The following is a 23,146-nucleotide window of genomic DNA, read 5'->3' as shown; positions in this document are numbered from 1 at the left end:
TAGCACCGGAGGAGAACATCATGTTCGTGGAAGCTCGAACCGCCGACGATCCGGCCGGGGTCGCGGCGCGGCCACCGAAGACCACCTCTCGGCGCGACGAGTGGTGGTCCAGGCTCCGCAGTAGCGGCGTACCCCTGCTGTACCTGCTGCCGGCGGTGGTGTTGCTCGTCGTGTGGGTGTACAAGCCGCTGGCCGAGACCGTCGGGCTCTCGTTCTACCAGTGGAACATGATCCCCACCACGCCGAAAGTGCCGGTGGGACTGGACAACTACACCACCGTACTGGCGCTGCCGGAGTTGCACCAGGCGCTGTGGAACACGGTGTTGTACGTGCTGGCGTTCATGGTGTTCTCCCTGGTGCTCCCGGTCGGTATCGCGTTGCTGTGCGGTCAGGTCACCGGGCGGGCCAAGACGTTCTACCAGGCGCTGATCTTCGTGCCGTTCCTGATCACACCGGTCGCCAGCAGCGCGATCTGGCGGTGGTTGTTCACCCCCGAGTCGGGCACCATCCCGCGGGTGGCGGCCACGCTCGGTTTCGAGATGGGTGACGTGTTCCGCGATCCGAAGGTCGCGCTGCTCGGTGTGGTCGTGGTCGTGGGCTGGCAGATGCTTGGCTTCGGCGTGCTGGTGATCTCCGCCGGAGTGGCGGGAATCAACCCCGACTACGGGCTGGCCGCTTCCCTGGACGGGGCCTCCCAATCACTGATCACGCGGCGCATCACCCTCCCGTTGCTCTCGCCGACGTTGGTGTTCATGGCGCTGATGACCATCCTGCTCGGAGCGCAGTGGGCCTATCCGATCATCGACGTGCTCACCCAGGGCGGACCCAGCGGATCGACCACCAACATCTACTACCTGTTGTACGAGTTCGGGTTCCGCAACTTCGATGCCGGCCTGTCCGCTGCGGCGGGCACCCTGTTCTTCGTCGGATTCGGTGTCATCGCATTTGCGTTCGTAAAGATCTCCGACAAGCTCGCGTTCTACGACAACTGAGGTCCCCGCCCTCGCGAGAACTGAGGGCTCGCCCTCCCCAGACACGAAAGGCTCAGGACAGTAATGGCTTTCATCACCGTCGAGGGTCCGGCGCGCACCATGCCGGCCACTGCGCACCACACGGCGGATGTCGGCGACCTGCCGGTGGCCGCCCGCTCCCGCCGCCGTATCGCCACCGGGCACCTGATTCTGGCGCTGGTGGCGCTGGTGAGCGTGTTCCCGGTGTACTGGATGTTCGCCACCGCATTCCGGCGGCCGGAGGACTCGTTGTCGTCCAGCCTGATGCCGTGGCCGCCGAGCCTGGAGAACTTCAGGTACGTCTGGGAGACCATCCCGATGGCATCGATGCTCGTCAACACCTTCCTGATGGCGGCGGCGATCGCGGTCAGCCAGCTGCTGGTGGCGATCTTCGCGGCGTACGCCTTCGCGCGCTGGACCTTCGTCGGCAAGCAGTTGCTGTTCATGCTGTTCGTCGGGTCGTGGCTGGTTCCGTTCCAGGTCACCATGATCCCGAACTATCTGCTCATCTCGCAGATGGGCCTGTTGGACACCGTCGCCGGTGTGGTGGTGCCCAACCTGTGCGCCGCCTTCGGTGTGCTGCTGCTGCGCCAGCACATGGAGGCGTTCCCCCGGGAACTGCTCGACGCGTCGATGATGGACGGGCAGAGCTCGTGGGCGACGCTGTGGAAAGTGGTGGTGCCCAACCTCAAGCCGGCGCTCGCCGCGTTGGGGATCATGCTGTTCATCTCGGCATGGAACGAGTACCTCTGGCCCGCCCTCGTGCTGCGAAAGTCGGATGCATTGGTGCAGATCGGCATCCGCAGCTTCCTCGGCGCCGAGGGCGACAACTGGGGTGCGGTGATGGCGGCGTCCGGGCTGGCGTGCCTGCCGATCTTCTTCATCTACATCTTCCTGCAGCGGTACGTGGTGGACGCGTTCGTGCGATCCGGACTCAAATAGTCACCTCACGCGCCATTCACCCACTGCACTCACCTCGACCGCAACCATGGATGCACAACCCGACCAGAGGAACAGAATGCACTTCAACCGCACGTCCGGTCCGCTCGGACTCCGCATCGCAGGCCTCGCGGCCGCCGCCGTGGCGATCGGCCTGATGACGACCGGCACCGCCTCCGCCGACACCGTCGTTCCGCTTCCCGACGGCGACAAGGCCGCCCCCGGTGTCGTGGTCACCCGCACCGGCGAGAGCGCCCTGATCTCGCCGTCGCTGGCCTCGAACGGCGCGGGCCGCACCGCCTGGGTCTCGGGCACCGTCACCGGCGACGTCACCGGCATCACCAAGGAGACCGAGGCCGGCCCGACCAACGCCGCTGCCAACCTGCCCGGCACCAACAACTCCTCCACCCACGGTGTCTCCCGCATCAACACCGGCTACATCGTCGGCTGCCAGGTCGACATCACCGGCCTCAGCGGCTCCTTCGGCGGCGGCATCAGCCTCGACGGTCCCTCGATGTCCGGGTCGCTGACCGTCCCGATCTCCGCCGGTCAGGTCAAGTTCGTGAGCGTGTCCGGCAAGGACATCAAGAAGAACGGCAAGTACTCGCTGCAGTACCAGGACACCCAGCTCGAGGTGCAGAACTGCGGCGGCTACGCCCAGGCCCGCGCGTACACGGTCGTCGAGATCGTCGGCGACAACTACTCCAAGACCACCCTGTACGGCCAGCCGTTCAGCATCGGCTGAGCGCACGTTTCCGCACAGAACTTGAAACCTCGACCCTCAAAGGGAGATTCATGAACGCCAGCAAGACCGGCCTGCGTCGCGGACTGCGAATCGTCTCCGCCGGTGCGGCCGCCGCCGTCGCCGTCGGTGTCCTCTCCGCCGGCGCCGCCAACGCCGACACCCTCGTCCCGCTGCCCGACGGCTCGATCACCCAGACCCTGGTCGACGGCACGGTCGTCACCGTCACCCGCACGGGTGAGTCCGCGAACATCTCCCCCTCGCTCGGCGCCACCCCGCTGCACCGCAACGCCTGGGTCTCGGGCTCCGCGAAGGTCTCGCTCTCCGGCCCCGGCGGCGGCACCATCCAGCCCGGCTACATCGTGGCCTGCCAACTTTCCCTCGGCGGCAAGACTGGCACCGACGCCGCCATGACCTCGAACTACGCCGGCGACAAGACCATCCAGACCGGCAAGAGCACCGGCAACGTCACCATCGCCCCCGGACAGGCCGTGGACTACAAGATCCTCGACCTCGAGGTCGCCGACGCGTTCGGCGCCGAGCAGCACCGTGCCGGCAATCCGTTCAAGGGCAACGGCAGCGTCACCTGGTCGGACTCCACCATGTCGGTGAACGGCTGCGCCGGCTACGCACAGGCCCGCTCGTACGTCAAGGTCGTTGTCAGCACGGCGAAGGTGCAGAGCACCGTCACCCTGTGGGGGCAGCCGTTCAGCCTCGGCTGAGCGTCGCTAGTTCGTCGGCGATGAAGCGGTATCCGAATGCGGGAGGGCAATGTCTATCAGATTCGCGTCCCAATCGCGTTGTGTCACCGTATCTTTCTTCCACTTGTCGAACGCTGGGTCGAGAATCCGAGAACCCGGCAGGTCACCGTGACGGGCTCTCCGTCATCGGCGAGGTCGAGGAGCTTGATCCGTTTGCGGTCTTCCCGCAGCTCTGCAGACTCGTCTGAATCGGTGGGCTTCCTGCCGGCACTGATGCCGTCCTCTCGGTCGGCGATCTTCGGCCAGCGGTGCAGGCACCCTTCGTGGATTCCGAAGTCCTTCGCGATCTGACCCAGCGGGGCCTCGCCCTTGCGGGGCGCCCGCGATGACGTCCGGCGGAACTCCTCGAGAAACGCTTTCGGCATGGGGACATCCATCCATCGTGAGGAGCGATCCGCACAGATCAGATGTCAACCAAACCGGGGGGCAGTCTCTTTCAGACTGACCGGAGTCCTGCGCACTGCCAACCTGCGATGTGTAACAAACCATCGACGCCAGCCTATTGTCAGATCGTGAGCATTCCTACCTATCTCGACGACGCCCCCCGGTTTCGGGTTCGCACCGCCCTCGTCTGCTCGATGGCGGTCGTGGGTCTAACCGCGGCGGTACCGGCCGCGACGGCCGCACCCGTATCGAGTGCACCCGCCGACTGCGTCCCCTTCGGCACCGCGCAGGTGCCGCCCGGTCTGCCGTCGTTCGGAGCCAGGGATGGGTTGGCGGGCCTGCCGGAGTTTGCGGGGTCGGGCGCCCCGGCGAGCGTCGAACTACGTACCCAGACCACACAGTTCAACAAGTTCTGGGACTACGCGCTGGCCGGGAACGCGCTGCTGACCCGGCCCCGGGTGTGGAACGGCGCCAACCCCGAGCCGTGGCGATACGCGCCGTTGCCGACGTGCCTGCGCGATCGCCTGGTCGGGATATCGGTGGACGACGACGAGTTGATCGCGGTGGACGAGGACGGGTGGATCTACACCATGGACAACGCCTCGCAGGCTCCACTGTTCTGGAACTGGACCTCGTCGTTCGGGGCGCCGCTGTGGACCGGTCGGGGCAAGCAGTTGCCCGGCGGCGATCCCGGCACCTGGGCGCTGAGTGTCGGATCACCTTGGGACAACCAGACCTATGCGGACGTCGCGGGCCGGATCCACTTCTTCGGGCTCGCGAAGATGACGATGGTGCCGGCACTGACCGGGGACGGCAGCCGCATCACCTACGCCGACCCGTGGCTGCCCGACGACGACAGCTACGAGATCGGTGGCCCGGTGGGCGGACGCTTCCAGTCGATCGCGCTGTCCTCCTCGGCCTCAACCACTTTCGTGATGAACAAGTACGGCGACATGTACACCCGCAACTACGACATCGACGGTACCGGCGGCGACTCGGTGTTCTTCCGCTACAGCTGGGACGATCAGAGCGGTAAACCCACCGCGCCGAACTCCGCGTTCGAGTCGTGGTTCCACCACTTCGCGGCGATCCAGCTGCCCGCCCAGGACTGGGTGCACCAGCCCAAGGTCCCCGGCGAGATCACCTCGGCCATCAGCGTGCACTCCACCGGTGTGGGCCCGGACCGTCGCGAGCTGCGGGTCGCGGGCCGCCGGGGCGGCGAGTCCGGCTTCTGGCACAAGAACCTGAACGACCCGGCCTGGTCGTTCACGGCCACCGGCGCGCCCCTGCCCGGAACCCCGCTGAAGAATCCGCCGTCGGATCGGTCGTCGGACACCCTGGCGCCGCCCGCGCCGTGGAATCTGTCGGCGCCGTTGCCCGCTCGCGACACCCTGGTCGACGCCGAACTGCTCGTCGAGGCACAGGTTCCGTACTCGATCCTCGATCCGCGCCTGCTCGACGAGGCCGGCTTGCACGCCGGGCCGTCGGCGTACCGGCTGTCCGTCGAGCATTTCGACCCGGCCGCGACCACCCGGCCCGCCACGGTCACCGCACCCGACGGGAAGACGATCCCGGTGCTGCTGCACACCGCGGACGGCCTGCGCCTGGGGCCGCGCGGTACCGGCCTCGACGACCAGCCGAGGCATCTGGTCGGTGCGATCGAGGTACCCCGCGCCGCCTTCGACGCGCGGGGCACGGATCCCACTCTCGACGCGTTCGTGCGGGACTGGTCGCGGGGCAAGCGCGTGGCGCCCATCACCCTCAGCGCCACCGATCACGACCTGGTCGTGCGATAGCCACACACGCTCCTCCCGATGATCGCGGATCCGCAAAGGACGCTCCGCCCGAAGCTGACGTCCGCCAGTCGACCAGCAGGCAGGCGATCGATCGGGCCGGCCGGCGTGGCGGCAGGATCAACTCGTCGCGGTGCAAGCGAGCACCAGAGCGGACACGATTGCCCAACTACGATGATCCCGTGTCAACGACGAGAGAGACCCTCCTGGCCGCCGCGACTCCCGTCCTGGCACGCGACCGGGGCGCCGTGCCGGGCTTCGGGCGCCGCAGCGCCGAAGTCTCGACGCCGCCATCGGGTTCCGTCCTGGTTGTCGGGGCGGGCATCGCGGGGCTCACCGCGGCGCGCGACCTGGCCCGAGCAGGACGCCCGGTGACGGTTCTCGAGGCGCGCGACCGGGTGGGGGGCCGACTGTGGACCGATCGCGACTGGCCGGACCTGCCCCTGGACCTGGGCGCCTCCTGGATCCACGGGGTCGACGGCAACCCCGTCACCGAGCTGCGCGACGAGTTCGGCCTCCCTACCGCGGTTCTCAACACGAACCAGGTCACCGCCTACAGCGGCGGCCACCGCCTGGGCCCGGCCGCACGGTCCGAGTACGAAGCCGACGCCGAGGCGGCCATGGCCGCGATAGACGAGCTGTCCGCACAGCCGGCGTTCGCGAACAGGTCCTTCGCGGCCGCCGTCGACCAGGTGCTGACGCAGTTGCGCCTGACCGGGATCCGCGCCGACCACGTCCGGGACACCGTCCACCAGTTTGTCCAGGACGCCTTCGGCGCCGACGCCGACCGGGTCCCGCTGTGGATCACGCGGCACCATGAGGGCCACGGCGGCGACGAGGTGGTCTTCCCCCGCGGCTACGACGAGATCGCGACCCGGCTGGCCGAGGGCCTGGACGTGCGCGTGGGCCACGTCGTCGACCGCATCGTCCACGACGCCGCCGGCGTCCGGGTGCACACCGACCGCGGTGTCTTCGACGCCGATCACGTGATCGTCACCCTGCCGCTGGGCGTGTTGCAGGCCGGTGCCGTCGCTTTCGACCCGCCGTTGCCCGCGGCGAAACAGGAGGCGATCGGGCGCCTCGGCATGGGCGTCTACAACAAGCTGTACCTGCGCTTCGACACCCGGTTCTGGGACGACGCCGAGGTCATCGCCCAGTTCGGTCTGCCGGACGAACCGATGGCCGCGTGGTATCCACTGCACGGCGTCACCGGTGTCCCGGTGATCGTCGCGCTACGCGGCGGGTCGGTCGCGCGCCGCATCGAAAGCCTCGACGACACAACCACCGTCGCCGAAGGGATGCTCGCTCTGCGTGCGATGTACGGCGAGAGTGTGCCCGAGCCCCGCGCCTACCGGATGACGCGCTGGTCGTCCGACCCCTTTGCCCGCGGCTCCTATTCCTACCCCGGCATCGACTCGACGCCGGACGACCGGACCACCGTCGCCGAACCGATCGGCAACCGAGTCTTCTTCGCCGGCGAGGCCACCCACGCCACCGAGGCCTCGACCGTCCACGGCGCGCTGCTGTCCGGCCGCCGCGAAGCCGGCCGCATCACCCGGATCGGATGACGATGTCGCCGCGCCGCCTCGCCCCGGTTCGATCCGGGGCGAGACGGATCGCTACGTGTACAGCGCGTCGAACACGTCGCCGTACTTCTCGTGCACGGCACGCCTCTTGATCTTCAGGCTCGCGGTGAGCTCCCCGCCTTCCGGTGTCCACTCGGTCGGCAGCACCCGGTAGCGCTTGACCTGTTCCACCCGCGCGAGGTCCTCGTTGGCGATCTCGACGGCACGGTCGATCTCCGCGATCACGTCGGGATGCGTCGCGAGGTCCGACGGCGACGCGACGTCGATGCCCTGCGCGGCAGCCCACGCCGTCACCGCCTCCTGGTCGAGCACGATCAGGGCCACCACGTACGGCCGGCGGTCGCCGTAGGCCAGCGACTGACCGACCAGCGGGTGCTTGGTCAGCAGCGCCTCCACCGCGGCCGGCGCGATGTTCTTGCCGCCCGACGTGATGATCAGGTCCTTCTTGCGGTCGATGATGTAGAGGTGCCCGCCCTCGTCGACCCGTCCGACGTCGCCCGAGTGCATCCAGCCCTCGTCGTCGGTCACGGAGACGACGGATCCGTCCTCCTGGAGGTACCCGGCCGACACGATCGGGCCGCGCACCAGGATCTCGCCGTCCTCGAGCAGCCTGATCTCGGTGCCCGGGATCGGGGTGCCGACCGAACCGAACCGGAAGTCCGTCTCGCTCGTGGAGGTGGCCACGCCGGTCGTCTCGGTCATCCCCCAGGCCTCGACGATCGCGATGCCCTGCTCCCGGAAGTACTCCTGCACGTCCACCGGCAGCGGCGCGGCGGCGCTGCACGCCCAGGTGACCTGGTCGAGCCCGACGTCCGCGAGCGACGAACCCGGTCGCGACCGCAGTGCCGCGGCGAGCTTCTCCCAGATTCGGGGGACGCCGAAGACACTCGTGGGGCGCGTCTGGCGCAGCACCCCGACCAACTGACTCGGATCGGGGCAGAACGTCACGTAGCCGGCCTTGTGGATGGCCATGTAGACCGACACCATGCGTTCGGCGATGTGCGCCAACGGCAGGTAGCAGACGCTGCGGAAGTGCTGGGGCGTCGGCGCCGCCGCATCCCTGGCCTCGGCATTGGCGATCACGTTGCGGTGGGTGAGCAGCACGCCCTTGGGGACGCCGGTGGTGCCGGAGGTGTAGATCAGCGTCACCGGATCGTCCTCGCCGATCTCCCGCCACGCGGCCTCGAACGCGTCGAGGTCGGTCTCCTCCGTCACCACGTCCGACCATCTGACGAAGCGTTCGTCGTCGGCAACGCACGCCTCGGGATCCAGCACGACCACGCGCTCGAGTTCGGGCAACTGGTCGAGCACCGGCAGCCAGCGTTCGACCTCGGCGGCGCCCTCGAGCACCGCAACCCTGGCCCGGCTGTGCTTGGCGAGGTACGCGATCTGGGAGGACGGCATCGTGCCGTAGACCGTCGCCGGGAGCGCACCGAGATGCACGACCGCCTGGTCCGTCAGCCAGTGTTCGGGACGGCTGGACATCATGATCGCGACGCGATCACCCTTGTGCACGCCCAGGCGGGAGAGCCCCAGCGCGATCCTGGCGATGCCCGTCCGGGTCTCGCTCCAGGTCTGGACCTGACCGTCGTGGGACAACGCGGGCATGTCGCCGTACTGCTCGGCGTTGCGGTGGAGTAACTCGGGAATCGTCGACATTGCAGAGCCTTTCACTGAAGTGCGGCCGGAGCCCGCTCGGGTCGGATCGAACGAAGTGCGGAGAAGGTGCGTCAGCCGGCGGTGACCGACGGCTGGGTGGATCTGGTGCTGGCCTGGCGGAGATAGTCGGCGCGGCGAAGGAATCGGGTGCGCACCCAGTACGACAACGTCGACCTGGGCCACAGCAGCGTGTTGCGCCCGGTGACGGGATCCTGGTACCAGCTCTTGCATCCACCGGCCTGCCATACGGTCGAGGAGAGCCTCCCCTGCAGGAACTGGTTGAAGCGGTCCTGGGCGTCCCGCCGAACCTCGATCACTCCGCCGCGGCCCGCGTACCGCAGGCACTTGGCCATGTACCGGGCCTGGGCCTCGATCATGAAGACCTGCGAGTTGTGCCCGAGGCCCGTGTTCGGGCCGCAGAGCAGGAAGAGGTTCGGGAACCCCGCCACGGTCGTCCCCAGGTACGCCTCCGGACCCGACTCCCACTGCGAACCGAGGGCCACGCCGTCGCGGCCGCGGATCGGCACCCGGCTGAGGCTGTTCTGCGCGTCGAAGCCGGTGCCGAAGATGAGGACGTCGGCGTCGTATTCGGTTCCGTCCGTGGCGACCACGGACTGCGCACGGACCTCCTCGACGCCGGCGGTGACGACGTCGACGTGCGGCTTGGCGAGGGCCGGGTAGTAGTCACTGGAGATGAGCAGTCGCTTGCAGCCGATCTCGTAGTCCGGCGTGAGCTTTGCCCTCAGCTCGGGATCGCGGATCTGCCTCTGGAGGTGTCCCGAGGCGAGGGCCTTCGTGGGACCCATCTTGGACGTGTCCGAGACGAATCCCTTGGCCCGCTTCTCGTGGATCCAGAACAGGCGCGCGCGGCGATTCCATCGCTTGATCGGGTTGCGGCGCATCTCTTCCCGTTCGTCCTCGCTGAACGCGCGATTGACCTTGGGCACGATCCACGGGGCGGTCCGCTGGAACAGCGCGAGCTTGGCGGTCTGGTCGACGATGGCGGGAACGAACTGGATCGCGCTCGCACCGGTGCCCACGACGGCCACTCGCTTGCCGTCGAGGTCGCACGAGTGATCCCAGTGCGCGGAATGGAACAGCGGGCCCTGGAAGTTCTCGATGCCGGACAGCTTCGGGTAGGAGGCGTGGTGCAGGACCCCCATCGCGGACACCAGGAATCGTGCCCGGAAGACCGCGCCGTCCTCCGTGTCGACCCTCCAGGACCCGTCCTGCTCGTCCCAGTCGGCACCGGTGACCTTGGTGCCGAAGCGAATACGCTCGGTGATCCGAAGTTCCGCACTGGTGTCGCGGAGGTACTCCAGGATCTCCTGCTGCGGCGCGAAGAGGTGTCGCCAGCCCGGGTTCTGCCGGAAGGAGAACGAGTAGAGCGGCGACGGGATGTCGCAGGCACACCCGGGGTAGGTGTTCTCGCGCCACGCGCCGCCCACGTCGTCGCCCTGCTCGAGGAGCAGGTAGTCGAGCCCGCCCGCGCGGGAGATCGTCGCGGCCGCCGCGAGGCCGGAGAAGCCGGCGCCGAGGATGAGCACGTCTGTCCGTGTCAAATCATCTTGTGCGTTGGGAGAAGTCATCGTTGATCCTGTTCGGGTTGCGGCTCCGGTGGCGCCGGCGGCGGCGGGACGGACTGGCCGAGTGAGCGGTAGATGGCATCTACGAGGGCCCGTCCGCGCTCGTTGAGCAGCGTCCCCGGGCCCTGCTTGTTCATGGTGTAGCCGACGCTGAGGCCGAGCTCGGGGTCCGCGAACCCGATCGAGCCGCCCGACCCGCAGTGGCCGAAGGCACGGCTTCCGATCCGCATGCTGTGGCCGTCGCCGAGGCGCGCACCGTTGTCCATCGACAGCATGAACCCGCCGCGGAACCTGGTCCGCATCAGCAGGGTCGCGTCCAAGCCGTCGGACACCGGCATCGAGTGCGCCGGAGCCGATTCGAGACCCCCGAGACTTCCCGCGACGGGACCGCGAAGGACGTTCGCGTACATCTGCGCGAGTCCTCGCCCGTTGGTGACACCGTTCGCCGCGGGGATCTCCGCGGCCCGGCCGGCGCGGGTGTTCACGCCCACGCGAGACCAGTCCCCCGAGTTGAACACGAAGAGATTCGGGATCGAACCACGCTGGTGGAGTGCGGCATCGAGGAAGGGCGTGGTGGTCACCTCGCCGGCGATCCCCTTGACGATCGGAGCGACGCGCGGCTCGATCTCCGGCGGCAGGCCGATCCAGAAGTCGAGCCCCTGCGGACCGGCGATCTCCGACGCGAAGAACCCGCCGATCGACGAGCCGGTGACGCGGCGCACCACCTCGCCGAGCACAAACCCGAAGGTCACCGGGTGGTAGCCGTGCCGCTCGCCCGGCCGCCAGAACGGCGCCTGGTCCGCGATCCGGCCGACCATGTACTCCCAGTCCTCGAGCATGCCGGATCCGAGCGGCTCGCTGAGCACGGGGATCCCCGCCGAGTGATTGAGCAGCATTCCTATCGTGATGTCGCCCTTGCCGTTCGCGCCGAACTGCGGCCACACCTGCGTCACCGGCATGTCCTCGCGAATCTCGCCGGACGCCAGGAGCAGGTGGACACAGAGCGCGACCGCGGCCTTGGTGCACGAGAACACGACACCGACCGTGTCCCGTTCCCATGGCCGGCCCGTCGCGGGGTCGGCGACACCACCCCACAGGTCCACGACCGGCCTGCCGTCCACCAGCACGTGCAGGGACGCTCCCACCTCGCCGCGCGCGGTGAAGTTCCGGTCGAACTCCTCCGCCACCGCGACGAAGGCCGGGTCGACCACGCCACTCACCGGCGCTACGGCTCCTGCTCGATCGCAATTCGTCATTGCGACAGCTCCTTTCACGAGCGACGAGGAAGTCTGGTCAGCGGTAGAGGCCCTGGGTGTTGATCCCCGCGCCCCCGTCGACCCGCAACGACTGGCCGGTGATGGCGCCGGCCCCGGACGACATCAGGAACAACACCGACGCCACCACCTCGTCCACCTCGACCAGTCGCTTCATCGCGACGTTCCGCAGCACCCGGTCCCGGGTCTCCTCCGGCATGGAGAGAACCTTGGGGGTCGCGACCAGCCCGGGGACGATCGCATTGACCCGGATACCGGCGTCGGCCCACTCGGCCGCCAACGTGCGGACCAGCCCGAGCACTCCCGCCTTGGCGGCTCCGTACGAAACCTGACCGGGCAGACCGTCCAGAGCGCCGGTCGAGGAGAACAGGACCAGATTCGCGCGACTGCTCTCGGCCAGCGCGGCGTAGGCGGCCTGCGCGGTCCAGAACTGGGACATCAGATTCGACTCGATGTCCTGACGGAAGACGTTCGGGGAGAACGACTTGGCGCGGTGGACGGTCGCAACGCTGGCGGCGGCGCCGATCAGACAATCCAGCCCGCCGAGGCGAGACACCGCGCCTTCCACCGCGCCCGCCGCAGCCGTCTCGTCCGCGAGGTCGGCCTCGAAGAGCGGGATCGACGCGAGATCGCCCGGCAGGGCCGTTCCCGGGCGATCGATTCCGGCGACCTCGCATCCGAGTGCCGCGAGGGCCCCGATCAGCGCGGCACCGATCCCGCCGGCCGCACCCGTGACGATGACCTTCATGCCGGGACCCGGGCCCGTTGCGGGACCAACTGATGACAACTCCATGGCGGACAACCGCCTTCCTGTGTACATCGACCTACTGGATGATGTTTGCGCCCAATGGCATTGGGTCGATCAAACGATCGACCGCTCGAATGCGCATCAAGTTACCCACGTCACTGCGACTCCGTCAATGGGGCGCGACGGGGGTAGACAACCGCGCCGATCCAAAGCTAAAGTGAATTCAGTTTACCAACGAGAGGTGGAACATGTACGAGACTTTGATCTACTCCGTCGCAGGCCCCGTGGCCACGATCACGTTCAACCGCCCGGATCGCCTGAACACCATCGTTCCGCCGATGCCCGACGAGCTCCAGGACGCGATGACGAAGGCGAATCGCGACCCGGAGGTCAAGGTGGTTGTCGTCCGCGGCGCCGGCCGATCATTCTGTGCGGGTTACGATTTCAGCGGCGGGTTCAAGCACTGGGACGACCAGCTGACGACCGACGGCAAGTGGGACGCCGGCAAGGACTTCGTGATGGCGACCGCGCAGTCGGAGTCCCCGACCCAGAAGTTCATGAGCATCTGGCGTAGCCCCAAGCCGGTGATCGCCCAGATTCACGGCTGGTGCATCGGTGGCGGCAGCGAGATGGCCCTCGGCGCCGACATCGTCATCGCCTCCGAGGACGCCCGGATCGGCACGCCGTACGCGCGAATGTGGGGCTGCCACCTCTCCGGCATGTGGATCTACCGACTCGGGCTGGCGAAGGCCAAGGAGTACGCTCTGACCGGCAAGCCGGTCTCGGGCGTGGAGGCAGCGGAGATCGGACTCATCAACAAGGCGGTGCCGTTTGCGGAACTCGAAGCCGAGGTTGCACGGCAGGCCGCGCAGCTCGCCAGCATTCCCGTCTCCCAGCTCTCCGCGATGAAGCTCATCGTGAACCAGGCGTACGAGAACATGGGCCTGGCCAGCACCCAGATGCTCGGACCGATCCTCGACGGCCTGATGCGCAACACCCCCGAGGCGCTGGAGTTCATCGAGCTCGCCGAGAACCAGGGCGTCGGCGCTGTCACCACCCTGCGGGACACGCCGTTCGGGGACTACAGCACCGCACCCAAGGAAGAGCAGCCGGACCCGAACAATGTCATCATCCCCTGACAGATCCCCCCACGCACTGACGGCCCGAGGGGGCGCCACTCGGTTGCGCCTCATCGAGGCCGCCCGTGCGGAACTGCTGGAGACCGGCGGCACCCTGGAGGTGGCCAAGGTCGCGGCTCGCGCCGAGGCCTCTCCGGGGCTGCTCTACCGGTACTTCGGCGCAAAGGACGGCCTGGTCGCGGCCGTCGTCCACGCCTTCTACGACGCCTATGACGACGCGGTGTTCGCCGTCACGGTGTCCGCGGACCTGGGCTGGATCGAACGGGAGCGGCTGCGGCTGTCCAGGGAGATCGACTTCCTGCGCGAGGATCCGCTCGCGCCGATCGTGGTGGGCAGGCGGCTACGCGAGCCGTCGGCCTCCCAGGCCGATGCCGAGCGGCTCGCCACCCAGATCGACATGGCCGCGCGCAACATCGCGCACGCGCAACGCAGCGGCGAGGTCGATCCCGCGGTCGACGCACGACTGGCCGCGGCCGCGTTCCTCGGGGCGTTCCGCGAACTCATGGCCGAGGCCATGAGCCGCGAGGTCACCCCCTCACGGCAGGACCTGCTGGACACCATCTGGCGCCTCGGCACCAGCATCATCCCGGGCACCTGAAACATCGGAATCCTTCGTGCACAGTCGATTTCATCGAACTTGACTGTGCACGAAGGCCCTGAACTCACGAATCGGCGCTGCTACCCTGCCGCCAGTCCCGGTCATTCGACACCGCCGCACGAGCCATGCCCGCTCGCGTGCGGCCACAGGAGACAAACATGGGAAACCTCGCACTCAATCTCGCGGCCAGCGCCGCGAACACCCCGCATGCGCCGGCCCTCCGACTGGGCGACCTCACGCTGGACTACGCGGCCGTCGATGCCGCCGCCGCACGGGTCGCCGGACTGCTCCGGGACCGGGGAATCCGGCCGGGCGATGTCGTCGGGATCTGTCTGCCGAACGTGCCGTCCTTCGCGATCTGCTACTACGGCGTGCTCAGGGCCGGCGGTGTCGTCGTCCCGCTCAACCCGCTCCTGAAGGAGCGTGAACTGACGTACCACCTCGCCGACTCGGGCGCCAAGGTGCTCTTCGCGTGGGAAGACGTCGCGGAAACTGCCCAGGCCAGTGCCGCCGCTGCCGGTACCGAACCGATCATCGTGACCGCCAACGGGTTCGACGAGCTCCTGGCCCTGGCCGCGCCCGCGCCCGCGTACGAGGAACGCGACGACAACGACACCGCCGTCATCCTCTACACCTCCGGCACGACGGGCAAGCCCAAGGGCGCCGAGCTGACCCACGCGAACCTCTCGGCCAACTGCGACGTCGTCGCAGAGGTCCTGCTCAACCTCTCGCCGAGCGACGTGGTCCTGGGCGCGCTCCCGCTGTTCCACGTCTTCGGCCAGACCTTTGCGTTGAACACGGTCGTCAAGGTCGGCGCCCTCCTCACGATGTTGCCCCGGTTCGACCCGACGGCGGCTCTCGAGGTGCTGGAACGGGACCGCGTCACGGTGTTCGAGGGTGTCCCGACGATGTACACCGCGCTGCTGCACCATCCCGACGGCAAGTCGTTCGACCTGTCCGGTCTGCGGTTGTGCGTGTCCGGCGGTTCGGCGATGCCGGTCGAGGTGATGCGCGGTTTCGAGCAGGCCTTCGGCTGCACCGTGCTCGAAGGGTACGGCCTGTCGGAGACCAGCCCGGTCGTCTCGTTCAACCTCCCCGACCGCGAACGCAAGGCCGGCTCGATCGGACTTCCGGTGCCCGGCGTAGAGATGCGCCTGGTCGACGACGCCGGACGCGAGGTGGGCGGCGACGAGGTCGGTGAGATCGCCATCCGCGGCCACAACGTGATGAAGGGGTACTGGGGCAACCCGTCCGCGACCGCCGCGGCGATCCCCGACGGCTGGTTCCGCACGGGCGATCTGGCCCGCCGCGACGGCGACGGCTACTACTTCATCGTCGACCGGAAGAAGGACCTCGTCATCCGGGGCGGATACAACGTCTACCCCCGAGAGATCGAGGAGGTGCTCTACGAGCACGAGGATGTCGCGGAGGTCGCCGTCATCGGCGTCCCCGACGCGAGACTCGGCGAGGAGGTGTGCGCCGTGGTGGCACTGCGGCCCGGTGGCACCGCGACCGCCGAGGACCTGGTCGAGTACGCGAAGCGCCGAGTTGCCGCCTACAAGTACCCGCGCCATGTGGTGCTGGTCGACGCACTGCCGAAGGGTGCGACCGGAAAGATCCTCAAGCGGGAGATCGTGGTGCCGTCCGACCTCGGAAGCGATCTGTCCGGCATCCGCTGAGTGTGGGCGAATGCCGACCGGTTCCAGGCGTCGGTCGTCCTGCTAGATTTTTCCTGCAAGACGCCCGGAACCGGTTGGTGGTTCACGTCGGAGGTGGAAGTGGCGAGAAACCTTGGCCTCGAGGCCGGTGTCGACGTGGCCGAGCAGATCAGAGTCGAGGCGGCTCGGCTCTTCCACCAACGTGGGTACGGCACGACCACGATCCGCGAGATCGCCGAGGCTGCAGGGATCTCGTCGTCGACGATGTATCACCACTACCGGAACAAGCAGGATGTGCTGTTCGCGATATCCCGGCAGTTCATGATCGACTTCAACGACGCGCTCCTCCCGGTGCTCGGCGACTCGACGCGTCCGCCACGTGATCGACTCGACGAGGCGATCACGCTCCATCTGAAGATCAGCAGCGCGCGGCGCACCGAACTGCTCACCATTCGGGGCAACCGCGGTGCCCTCTCCCCCGACCAGTTGGAAACCGTCGTCGGTCTGCAGGCCACCTACCAGCGGGCGGTTCGCGACACCGTCACCGCCATCCGCGGACCGAAGGTCGGCGGAGGCGATGTCGAGATCACCACCCTGGCACTGATGGATCTGATCAACGGGGTGTGCCAGTGGTTCGACCCGTCCGGGCGGCTGTCGATCGACGAGGTCGCGGACCGTTACCGGCACATCGCCCGATCACTGGTGGTCGCTGCGGCCCCCTAGCCGGAGGACGGCGCCCGTCCCGGCCGCGGTGACGTAGAAATCCCCCGAACCGGTTGCACCGCAGCAGATGTTGGTGGGCATGCTGCCCGCCGGCAGACGGCAACTTTCCTCGAGTTCACCCTCGGGACCAATCACGTCGATGCGGTCGCCGCTGGTGGTCGCGACCCAGAGTCGACCGGTGTCGTCGACGGCGAGCCCGTCCGGATGCCCTCCGGCCACCGTGTGCACAAGGGCCCGACCGATGGGACGACCCTGTGTCACATCATATTTCGCTATCTGGCCACTGACGGTCTCGGTCAGGTAGAGCTGGTCGCCGTCAAAGGCGATCCCGTTGACGAAGACCGGGCCCTCGAGCTGCAGTTCCGCTTCGCCGCTGTCGATGTCGACGGCCCAGACCCGACCGGGCAGCGCGCCCTCCGGGTGGGCAAAGTCGACCTCCTCCCGCGAGTCGGTGACCCACAGGCGCCCGTCCGGCCCGAAGACCAGGTCGTTGGGCGCGTCCATCCCCGTCGCGAGGTAGGACACCATCCCGTCGCGGATGACCTGGATTCCCGGCTCGGCCGTGCCCTGCGCCGCCCAGATACCACCGTTCTGGGCGACGTAGAGCGTGCCGTCGGGACCGAGCGCGAGACCGTTCGGGCCGCCGCCCACCCGATGCTCGACCGCGACCGTTCCGTCGGGGTCGAGGACGAGCACCGATCCGCGACTCATCGACACCACCGCGATCCTGGTGTCGGGCAGGACGATCGGCCCCTCGGTGAAGCCGAGGCCATCCGCGAGCAGCGTGACGTCCATGTCAGCGCGGCAGGCCGAGCACGCGCTGCGCGATGACGTTGAGCTGGATCTCGATGGTGCCACCGCCGATCAGCACCGCCGGGACGCCCAGGTAGTCCTGGACGTACGGCTGCTCAGGGCTGCCGACCAGGCCCAGCGGCCCGAGCAGCCGAATCAGTGCATCGGATCCCTCGCGCTGGGCGATTGCGTGGAAGACCTTCTGCACGCTGGTCGCCGCTCCCGAGGCGTCCTCGGTGCCGTGCAGTCGGTGCAGCACCGACTTCAGGTTCATCGCACCCACCGAGAGCTCGCGTGCGGTGTTGCGGCCGAGCACCCGGACCACCTCGTCGCGGGTGGCGCCGTATTCACCGCCGTCGAGCAGCTGCCGCACCGTCGTCGCCGCGCCGTGCCCGAACTTCGCCGTGCCCATCTTCAGCCGCTCGTTCGACAGGGTGGTGACGGCCAGGCGCCAGCCGTCACCGGGGCCGGCGACGACGCAGTCGTCGGGCACGAACACCTCGTCGAGGAACACCTCGTTGAACTCCCAGACCCCGGTGGCCTGCTGCAGCGGCCGCACGTCCACACCCGGCGAGGCCATCTCGATCAGGAAGTACGTCAGGCCCTTGTGCTTCGGTGCGTCCGCGTCGGTCCGCGCCAGGCACACGCCCCAGTCCGACTCCCGCGCTTGCGAGTTCCACACCTTCTGCCCGGTGAGCACCCAGCCGCCGTCGACCCTGCGTGCCTTGGTGGACAGGCCCGCGAGGTCCGATCCGGCGCCCGGCTCGGAGAACAACTGGCACCAGATGAGCTCGCCGCGCAGCGTCGCGGGCACGAACCGGTCCCGCTGCTCGGCGGTGCCGTGCGTGATGAGGGTGGGCAGCACCCACTCGGCGATACCCGTGTTGGGCTGGTCGAGGCCGCGGCGCGTGAACTCGTCGGCGATCACCGCCTGCTCCACCGGGCCGGCGTCCTGCCCGTAGGGCAACGGGTAGTGGGGCGCGGCCAGGCCCTCCGCCGCAAGCCGGGCCCGCCGCGCGCCGCCGCGGGTCGGTGCCCAGCCCTCCGTCGCGATCTCGTCGTCGGGAAGAGCGAGAACGTCGTCGAGCACCGCGGCGACCCGCGCCCGCAGCTGCGGCAGCGTGTCGTCGTCGATGAACGAGAAGTCGCGCTGGGTGTGCAGGGCAGCCTCCCCCAGCCGGGTCGACCAGGCTTCCTCGGTCCCCACCGCGGAGGCGACGGCAACCGCCCGCCGCCAGTACAGGTGCGCGTCGTGCTCCCAGGTGAATCCGATACCGCCGAGCAGGCTGATGCAGTCGAGCGCCTGGTCGACGCCGGCCGGCGCGGCGGTGAGTGCCGCCTGCGCCGCGACGAGTCGCTGCTGGTCGGAGGCGCCGTCGGCGGCGCGGGCCGCGTCCCACACTGCGGCGCAGGTGATCTCCGACCGGACCAGCATCAGTGCGGCCTTGTGCTGGACCGCCTGGAAGCTGCCGACAGGGCGCCCGAACTGGTGCCGGGTACGCACGTAGTCGACGGCGGTCTCCACACACCATGCCGCGATCCCGCTGGCCTCCGCCCCCAGGAGCGAGGTGACGATCAGGTCGACCCGGGCCGGATCTACCCCGGCCAGCGCCCGGTCGTGCGGAATCGGGTGACCGGCGAGTTCGAGCCGCCCCACCGACCTGGTCGGGTCGAGCGCCTCGCAGGCCGTCAACTTCGCGGTCGTACCGGGCCCGTCTAACTCGGCGCGGTCGAGCCAGAACCACAGGTCCCCGCCGGGGGTGTCCGCCAGTGCGGCGCGCACGAGAACCCGCTCGGCACCGGGCAGACCGAGGGTCGGGTCGGAGGTCCCCTCGACCTCCCATCCGCCGGCCACCGGCCGCGCCGTCAGCCGGCTCCCGGCGACGAGTGCACCGGTGGCGCCGCCGTCGAAGGCGACGAGCAGGTCGTCGGCGCCGTTCGATGCGGTCGATGCGACGGCACTGGCCAGCACCGTGGGAACGTACGGTCCGGGGAACATGGCCTTGCCCAGTTGCTCGACCACCACCGCGAGCGCCGGAAGCCCACACTCCGAACCGCCCACCGCCTCGGGAAGGTGCATGTTGTGCAGGCCCTGACGCACCACGGCCTCCCACACCGGGTCGGGGCCGGTACCGGCAGACAGGGCATCGAACTGGTTGCGGGTCTGCGCAATCGGCGCGCTCCGGCGGGCGAAGGCCGCGACGGAATCCGCGAGCGCCCGCTGATCCTCGGTGATCGGTAGAGCCATGGGGTGGTCCTCCTAGTGCACGTGGGTGGTCAGCCTGGTGGACAACTCCCACAGGTCTGAGGCGGTCGCGGGGTCGGTGGCGTGGTCGCTGGCCGCGCCGACTCCGCAGTCGGCGAGGTAGGCGCCGCCGACTGCGTCGAGCTCGGGCGCGGTTGCTCCCCACACCGTCGTTGCCGCGGCGGCGGGGATGGATTTCAGCTTCGTCAACACGTTCGGGGTGCCGGCCGACATCCGCTTCATCTCCGCCATGTCACCGGAGGACATGTGGCGCGCGAGTCCGGTGGCGCACACCCCCGGATGAACGGAGAAGGCATGCACGCCACAATCTCCGGCCCGTTGCTCGAGTTCGACGGTCATCAGGACGTTCGCGGCCTTCGACTGGGCGTAGGCGACGAATTTGTCGTAGGCGCGGCTCTCGAAGTTCGGATCGACGAGATCGACGGGGTGCGCCCGGTGCGCGTCCGAGGACAGCGTGACCACCCGAGCCGGGACTCCGGACCGGTCGGCGGCAGCCGTCAGCATCGGCAGCAGCAGCGTGGTGAGCGCGAAGTGGCCGAGGTGGTTGGTGCCGAACTGCAACTCGAATCCGTCCCGGGTGCGTTCGAACGGCGTGTACATCACCCCGGCGTTGTTGATCAGGACGTCCACCGACATCCTCTGCTCGGACAGCCGAACCGCCAGGGCACGAATGCTTTCCAGATGTGCGAGGTCGACACCGAACACGTCGGGATCGGCGGCGGGGTGCGCTTCGCGGATCGCGGACGCCACGACGCCGGCCGCGGCGGTGTCGCGCGCGGTGAGGACGACGTGTGCGCCCGCGCCGGCGAGCGCCCGGGCCGTCTCGCCGCCCAGACCGCTCGTCACCCCGGTGACGAGAACGGTGCGACCGCGCAGGTCGACTCCGGCGAGGACGTCGTCCGTGGTGAGCGCGGCGCCGGTGGAGCGCGGGGCACCGGGGGTGGTCGCCGTGCGCTCGGAGGGCCGCGGCGTCATTCCGGCGCGACCTCCCGCCACTGCGTGGACAGCCGCGAGGTCCACCGGGGGTCACGGCGCTCCGTGAACGCGCGAACGCCCTCGGCGGCATCGGGTTTGCCCATCACCCGCAGGTGCAGCTCCGTCTCGAGGGCCGCCACCTGCTCCGGCCCGTACCCGTGCCGGACGGTCTGCCACAGCAACCTCTTCGACAGCGCGGCCGACATCGGTGCCACGTTCACCGCGATGTCACGAGCGATGTCCATTGCGGCGGGCAGCACTTCGTCCGCCGGCAGGCTGCGGCTCGCCAGGCCCAGCCGGACCGCCTCGGCGCCGTCGAAGGTGCGACCCGTCAGCAGGATGTCCGCCGCGGTCGCCACGCCGGCGATGTGCGGAACAGTCCAGTGCGACATGGCATCCGGGATTACCCCGCGGCGCACCTGCGGGATCGAGTACTTGGCGTCGGTGGCGAAGATCCGGATGTCGGCCTGCATCGCGAGCGTCAGCCCGATCCCGATGGCGTGCCCGTTCACCGCGGCGACGACGGGCTTGCGGAGGTCGAAGGCCGGCGGATTGACGGGTGATGCCGTGAACGTGTCGCTGTCGGGTGCGGCGAAGGTACCGTCGCCGCCGGCCAGGTCGGCGCCCGCGCAGAACGCCGGCGGCGCGCCGGTGAGGACGATGGCCCGGACTTCGTCGTCTTCGTCGAGTGTCCGATAGGCCTCGCCCAGCGCGCGGCCCATCGCGCTGGTGAACGCGTTGCGCCGCTCGGGCCGATCGAGGGTCACCACCGCGACCCCCTGCTCGACCGTGACGGACACCCCGGCCGTCATCGAGCCGCCTTCACGGCCGAGATCATCTCTGCGACATGGAGATCCGAGACCGGGTAGCCGGGGAAGTAGCAGCACACGCGGTCCGCATGGTCGCCGAAGCGGGCGACGATCTGCGCCGCGCACTGCTCGGGGGTCCCGTGCACCGCGAGGGTGTTCATCATGTCGACGTCGATCAACTCCGTCATCGCGGCGAACTCGCCGCGCTTGGACAGCGCGTTGAGCTCCGGCTGCACGTCCGCCCAGCCCTCGACCTCCAGCACCGGCCGGTACGCCGGGGTGGATCCGTAGAACCCGAGCAGGCCCCGCACACCACGCGCGGCGGCGTCGAGCTCCTCCGGCGTGCGGCCGACACCCACGATGACCTGGGGGTAGATCGCGAGATCCGATCGCGACCGCCCGCCGCGCTCGAGACCCTCCTCGACTGCAGGCATGGTCCGCTCGCGGAAATGCCGGGGACTGTTGAACGGCATGACGAGCAGCCCGTCCGCGACCTCCGCGGCCGCCCGCGTCATCAACGGCCCCAGCGCCCCGAGACAGATCTCCGGGGGACCGTACGGATTGGGGCCGGGGTTGAACGTGGGCGGCATCAGGGTGTGCGTGCTGAACTCGCCCTCGAACCGCAGCGGCGTCTGGCCCTCCCACGCGGCGAAGATCGCCTTGATCGCGAGCACCGTCTCACGCATGCGGGCGGCGGGCTTCGACCACTGCGTGCCGTACCGCTTCTCGATGTGCGGCCGGATCTGCGAACCGAGTCCCAGTCGGAACCGCCCACGGCTCAGGGTCTGCAGGTCGTAGGCGGTATGGGCAAGGTGCAGGGGACTACGAGGCAGCGCGATCGCCACGTTCGTCATCAGGTCCGCCGAGGTCACGGTCGACGCCGCGACGAGCGGGACGAACACGTCGTGCGCGCCCTCGAAGGTGAACAATCCGTCCGCGCCCAGCGCGACGAGTTCACGCGCCCGCCCGGCCGCGTCCTCGGGCCGGCCGTTCAACTGCACGTCGATCTTCACCGGTGCACCGCCTTGGTGTCCGCCGCCTCGGCCGCGTGCGCGGCCAGGACGTACAGGGCGCCGGCGAGCGAATCGACGAAGCTCGCCTCGTCCGCCGCACCCCGGGTGAGGCCACGCATCGTCGTGGCGCCGGAGAGCAGGTCGAACAGGAACATCGCATCCGCCCCGGCGTCGATCTCCCCCCGGGCGACGGCGCGGTCCAGCAGGTCCCGGAACGCCTGGCGCACCGGCCCCCCGATGGCGAGCAGGCGCTGACGCGCCTCCTCGGACTGGGAATCGGCAAGCAGGCCCGGCACCCCGGCGCGCGCGGCGGGACGCGCGGCCCGGACCAGGAAGACCCGTACCCACGTCGCGAGGTCGGCGCGCAGGTCTCCGGACTCCTCGGGCAACGGATGCCCGCCCGTGCCGTGCACGGCTTCCTCGATCAGCGCCTCGCGGGTCGGCCACCGCCGGTAGATGGCGGGCGTGTTCACCTCGGCCATTCGGGCAATTGCGGCGACCGTCGTCTGCTGGTACCCCACCTCCGCCAGCAGGCGACGGGTGGCGACCAGTACCGCCTGGTCCTTACTCAGGTCACGTGGGCGCCCTGCGCGGGCCGAGATCTCAGGCTTCACCATTACATAGTAACCCGTTACATTAGTAGGGGCGGACGCTTCGCACGAATACGAACCGAGAACGACTCGACACGGTG

At 68.9% G+C, this 23,146-nt stretch carries 20 protein-coding genes and 1 pseudogene; 10 read left to right on the top strand and 11 right to left on the bottom strand.

The window, feature by feature from the left end:
- Positions 1–20 precede the first annotated feature (20 nt).
- The 4 genes from AC1DWC_RS04870 (at position 21) to AC1DWC_RS04855 (ending at position 3,413) form a co-directional block, all read left to right on the top strand.
- Entirely contained in the window at positions 21–992 is a 972-nt protein-coding gene (locus AC1DWC_RS04870) for a carbohydrate ABC transporter permease (protein WP_477906412.1), read from the top strand.
- 63 nt (positions 993–1,055) lie between these two features.
- Positions 1,056–1,952 carry a carbohydrate ABC transporter permease gene (locus AC1DWC_RS04865; RefSeq protein WP_477906411.1) on the top strand — a complete coding sequence of 299 codons (897 nt, stop codon included), beginning with the start codon at positions 1,056–1,058 and terminating at the stop codon, positions 1,950–1,952.
- Between the two features lie 76 nt (positions 1,953–2,028).
- Entirely contained in the window at positions 2,029–2,694 is a 666-nt protein-coding gene (locus AC1DWC_RS04860; RefSeq protein ID WP_477906410.1) for an MspA family porin, read from the top strand.
- Between the two features lie 50 nt (positions 2,695–2,744).
- Positions 2,745–3,413: an MspA family porin gene (locus AC1DWC_RS04855; RefSeq protein WP_477906409.1), complete on the top strand. Its 669-nt coding sequence runs from the start codon at positions 2,745–2,747 to the stop codon at positions 3,411–3,413.
- A 7-nt stretch (positions 3,414–3,420) separates the two neighbouring features.
- Here the strand turns inward: AC1DWC_RS04855 and AC1DWC_RS04850 are convergent.
- A pseudogene (locus AC1DWC_RS04850) lies at positions 3,421–3,817 on the bottom strand (IS3 family transposase); the annotation flags it as partial.
- Between the two features lie 213 nt (positions 3,818–4,030).
- On the opposite strand from AC1DWC_RS04850, the gene AC1DWC_RS04845 reads away from it, so the two are divergent.
- The gene (locus tag AC1DWC_RS04845; RefSeq protein ID WP_477906557.1) at positions 4,031–5,632 is read left to right on the top strand and encodes a hypothetical protein; all 1,602 of its coding nucleotides are present in this window, start codon (positions 4,031–4,033) and stop codon (positions 5,630–5,632) included.
- Between the two features lie 179 nt (positions 5,633–5,811).
- Positions 5,812–7,197, top strand: a complete 1,386-nt coding sequence (locus AC1DWC_RS04840) for a flavin monoamine oxidase family protein (protein ID WP_477906408.1) — start codon at positions 5,812–5,814, stop codon at positions 7,195–7,197.
- Between the two features lie 51 nt (positions 7,198–7,248).
- Here AC1DWC_RS04840 and AC1DWC_RS04835 read toward each other — a convergent pair whose 3' ends face one another.
- The 4 genes from AC1DWC_RS04835 to AC1DWC_RS04820 all read right to left on the bottom strand — a co-directional run bounded on the left by AC1DWC_RS04835 (position 7,249) and on the right by AC1DWC_RS04820 (position 12,482).
- Positions 7,249–8,874 (bottom strand): AMP-dependent synthetase/ligase, encoded by a 1,626-nt coding sequence (locus tag AC1DWC_RS04835; RefSeq protein WP_477906407.1) that lies wholly within the window; start codon positions 8,872–8,874, stop codon positions 7,249–7,251.
- Positions 8,875–8,945: 71 nt separating this feature from the next.
- Positions 8,946–10,463: a flavin-containing monooxygenase gene (locus AC1DWC_RS04830; protein WP_477906406.1), complete on the bottom strand. Its 1,518-nt coding sequence runs from the start codon at positions 10,461–10,463 to the stop codon at positions 8,946–8,948.
- On the bottom strand, positions 10,460–11,680 hold the full coding sequence (locus AC1DWC_RS04825; protein ID WP_477906405.1) for a serine hydrolase domain-containing protein: 1,221 nt from the start codon (positions 11,678–11,680) through the stop codon (positions 10,460–10,462). The genes AC1DWC_RS04830 and AC1DWC_RS04825 overlap by 4 nt, the downstream gene beginning before the upstream one ends.
- 73 nt (positions 11,681–11,753) lie before the next feature.
- Positions 11,754–12,482, bottom strand: a complete 729-nt coding sequence (locus AC1DWC_RS04820; protein ID WP_477906404.1) for an SDR family NAD(P)-dependent oxidoreductase — start codon at positions 12,480–12,482, stop codon at positions 11,754–11,756.
- 248 nt (positions 12,483–12,730) lie between these two features.
- Between AC1DWC_RS04820 and AC1DWC_RS04815 the strand changes: the two genes are divergently transcribed.
- The 4 genes from AC1DWC_RS04815 (at position 12,731) to AC1DWC_RS04800 (ending at position 16,600) form a co-directional block, all read left to right on the top strand.
- Positions 12,731–13,621 carry a crotonase/enoyl-CoA hydratase family protein gene (locus AC1DWC_RS04815; protein ID WP_072843270.1) on the top strand — a complete coding sequence of 297 codons (891 nt, stop codon included), beginning with the start codon at positions 12,731–12,733 and terminating at the stop codon, positions 13,619–13,621.
- Between the two features lie 43 nt (positions 13,622–13,664).
- The gene (locus tag AC1DWC_RS04810) at positions 13,665–14,219 is read left to right on the top strand and encodes a TetR/AcrR family transcriptional regulator (protein WP_477837507.1); all 555 of its coding nucleotides are present in this window, start codon (positions 13,665–13,667) and stop codon (positions 14,217–14,219) included.
- A gap of 158 nt (positions 14,220–14,377) precedes the next feature.
- Positions 14,378–15,898, top strand: coding sequence for a long-chain-fatty-acid--CoA ligase (locus AC1DWC_RS04805; RefSeq protein WP_477906403.1), 1,521 nt, complete (start codon positions 14,378–14,380; stop codon positions 15,896–15,898).
- Positions 15,899–15,997: 99 nt separating this feature from the next.
- Positions 15,998–16,600, top strand: coding sequence for a TetR/AcrR family transcriptional regulator (locus tag AC1DWC_RS04800; protein WP_477906402.1), 603 nt, complete (start codon positions 15,998–16,000; stop codon positions 16,598–16,600).
- On the opposite strand, the gene AC1DWC_RS04795 is transcribed toward AC1DWC_RS04800, so the two are convergent.
- The 6 genes from AC1DWC_RS04795 to AC1DWC_RS04770 are packed head-to-tail and all read right to left on the bottom strand — an operon-like array spanning position 16,574 to position 23,072.
- Positions 16,574–17,395 carry an SMP-30/gluconolactonase/LRE family protein gene (locus AC1DWC_RS04795; RefSeq protein WP_477906401.1) on the bottom strand — a complete coding sequence of 274 codons (822 nt, stop codon included), beginning with the start codon at positions 17,393–17,395 and terminating at the stop codon, positions 16,574–16,576. The genes AC1DWC_RS04800 and AC1DWC_RS04795 overlap by 27 nt on opposite strands.
- 1 nt (position 17,396) lies before the next feature.
- On the bottom strand, positions 17,397–19,640 hold the full coding sequence (locus AC1DWC_RS04790) for an acyl-CoA dehydrogenase (RefSeq protein WP_477906400.1): 2,244 nt from the start codon (positions 19,638–19,640) through the stop codon (positions 17,397–17,399).
- Between the two features lie 12 nt (positions 19,641–19,652).
- Positions 19,653–20,633, bottom strand: coding sequence for an SDR family NAD(P)-dependent oxidoreductase (locus AC1DWC_RS04785; protein WP_477906399.1), 981 nt, complete (start codon positions 20,631–20,633; stop codon positions 19,653–19,655).
- Complete coding sequence (locus AC1DWC_RS04780) at positions 20,630–21,445, bottom strand: enoyl-CoA hydratase/isomerase family protein (protein WP_477906398.1); 816 nt, start codon at positions 21,443–21,445, stop codon at positions 20,630–20,632. The genes AC1DWC_RS04785 and AC1DWC_RS04780 overlap by 4 nt, the downstream gene beginning before the upstream one ends.
- Positions 21,442–22,455 (bottom strand): TIGR03617 family F420-dependent LLM class oxidoreductase, encoded by a 1,014-nt coding sequence (locus tag AC1DWC_RS04775; protein ID WP_477906397.1) that lies wholly within the window; start codon positions 22,453–22,455, stop codon positions 21,442–21,444. Before AC1DWC_RS04775 ends, AC1DWC_RS04780 begins: the two co-directional genes overlap by 4 nt.
- Complete coding sequence (locus AC1DWC_RS04770; RefSeq protein ID WP_477906396.1) at positions 22,452–23,072, bottom strand: TetR/AcrR family transcriptional regulator; 621 nt, start codon at positions 23,070–23,072, stop codon at positions 22,452–22,454. The genes AC1DWC_RS04775 and AC1DWC_RS04770 overlap by 4 nt, the downstream gene beginning before the upstream one ends.
- Positions 23,073–23,146 lie beyond the last annotated feature (74 nt).

It is taken from the genome of Rhodococcus sp. P4_C10, assembly GCF_056402135.1.
This window is presented reverse-complemented; position numbering and strand designations above follow the sequence as displayed.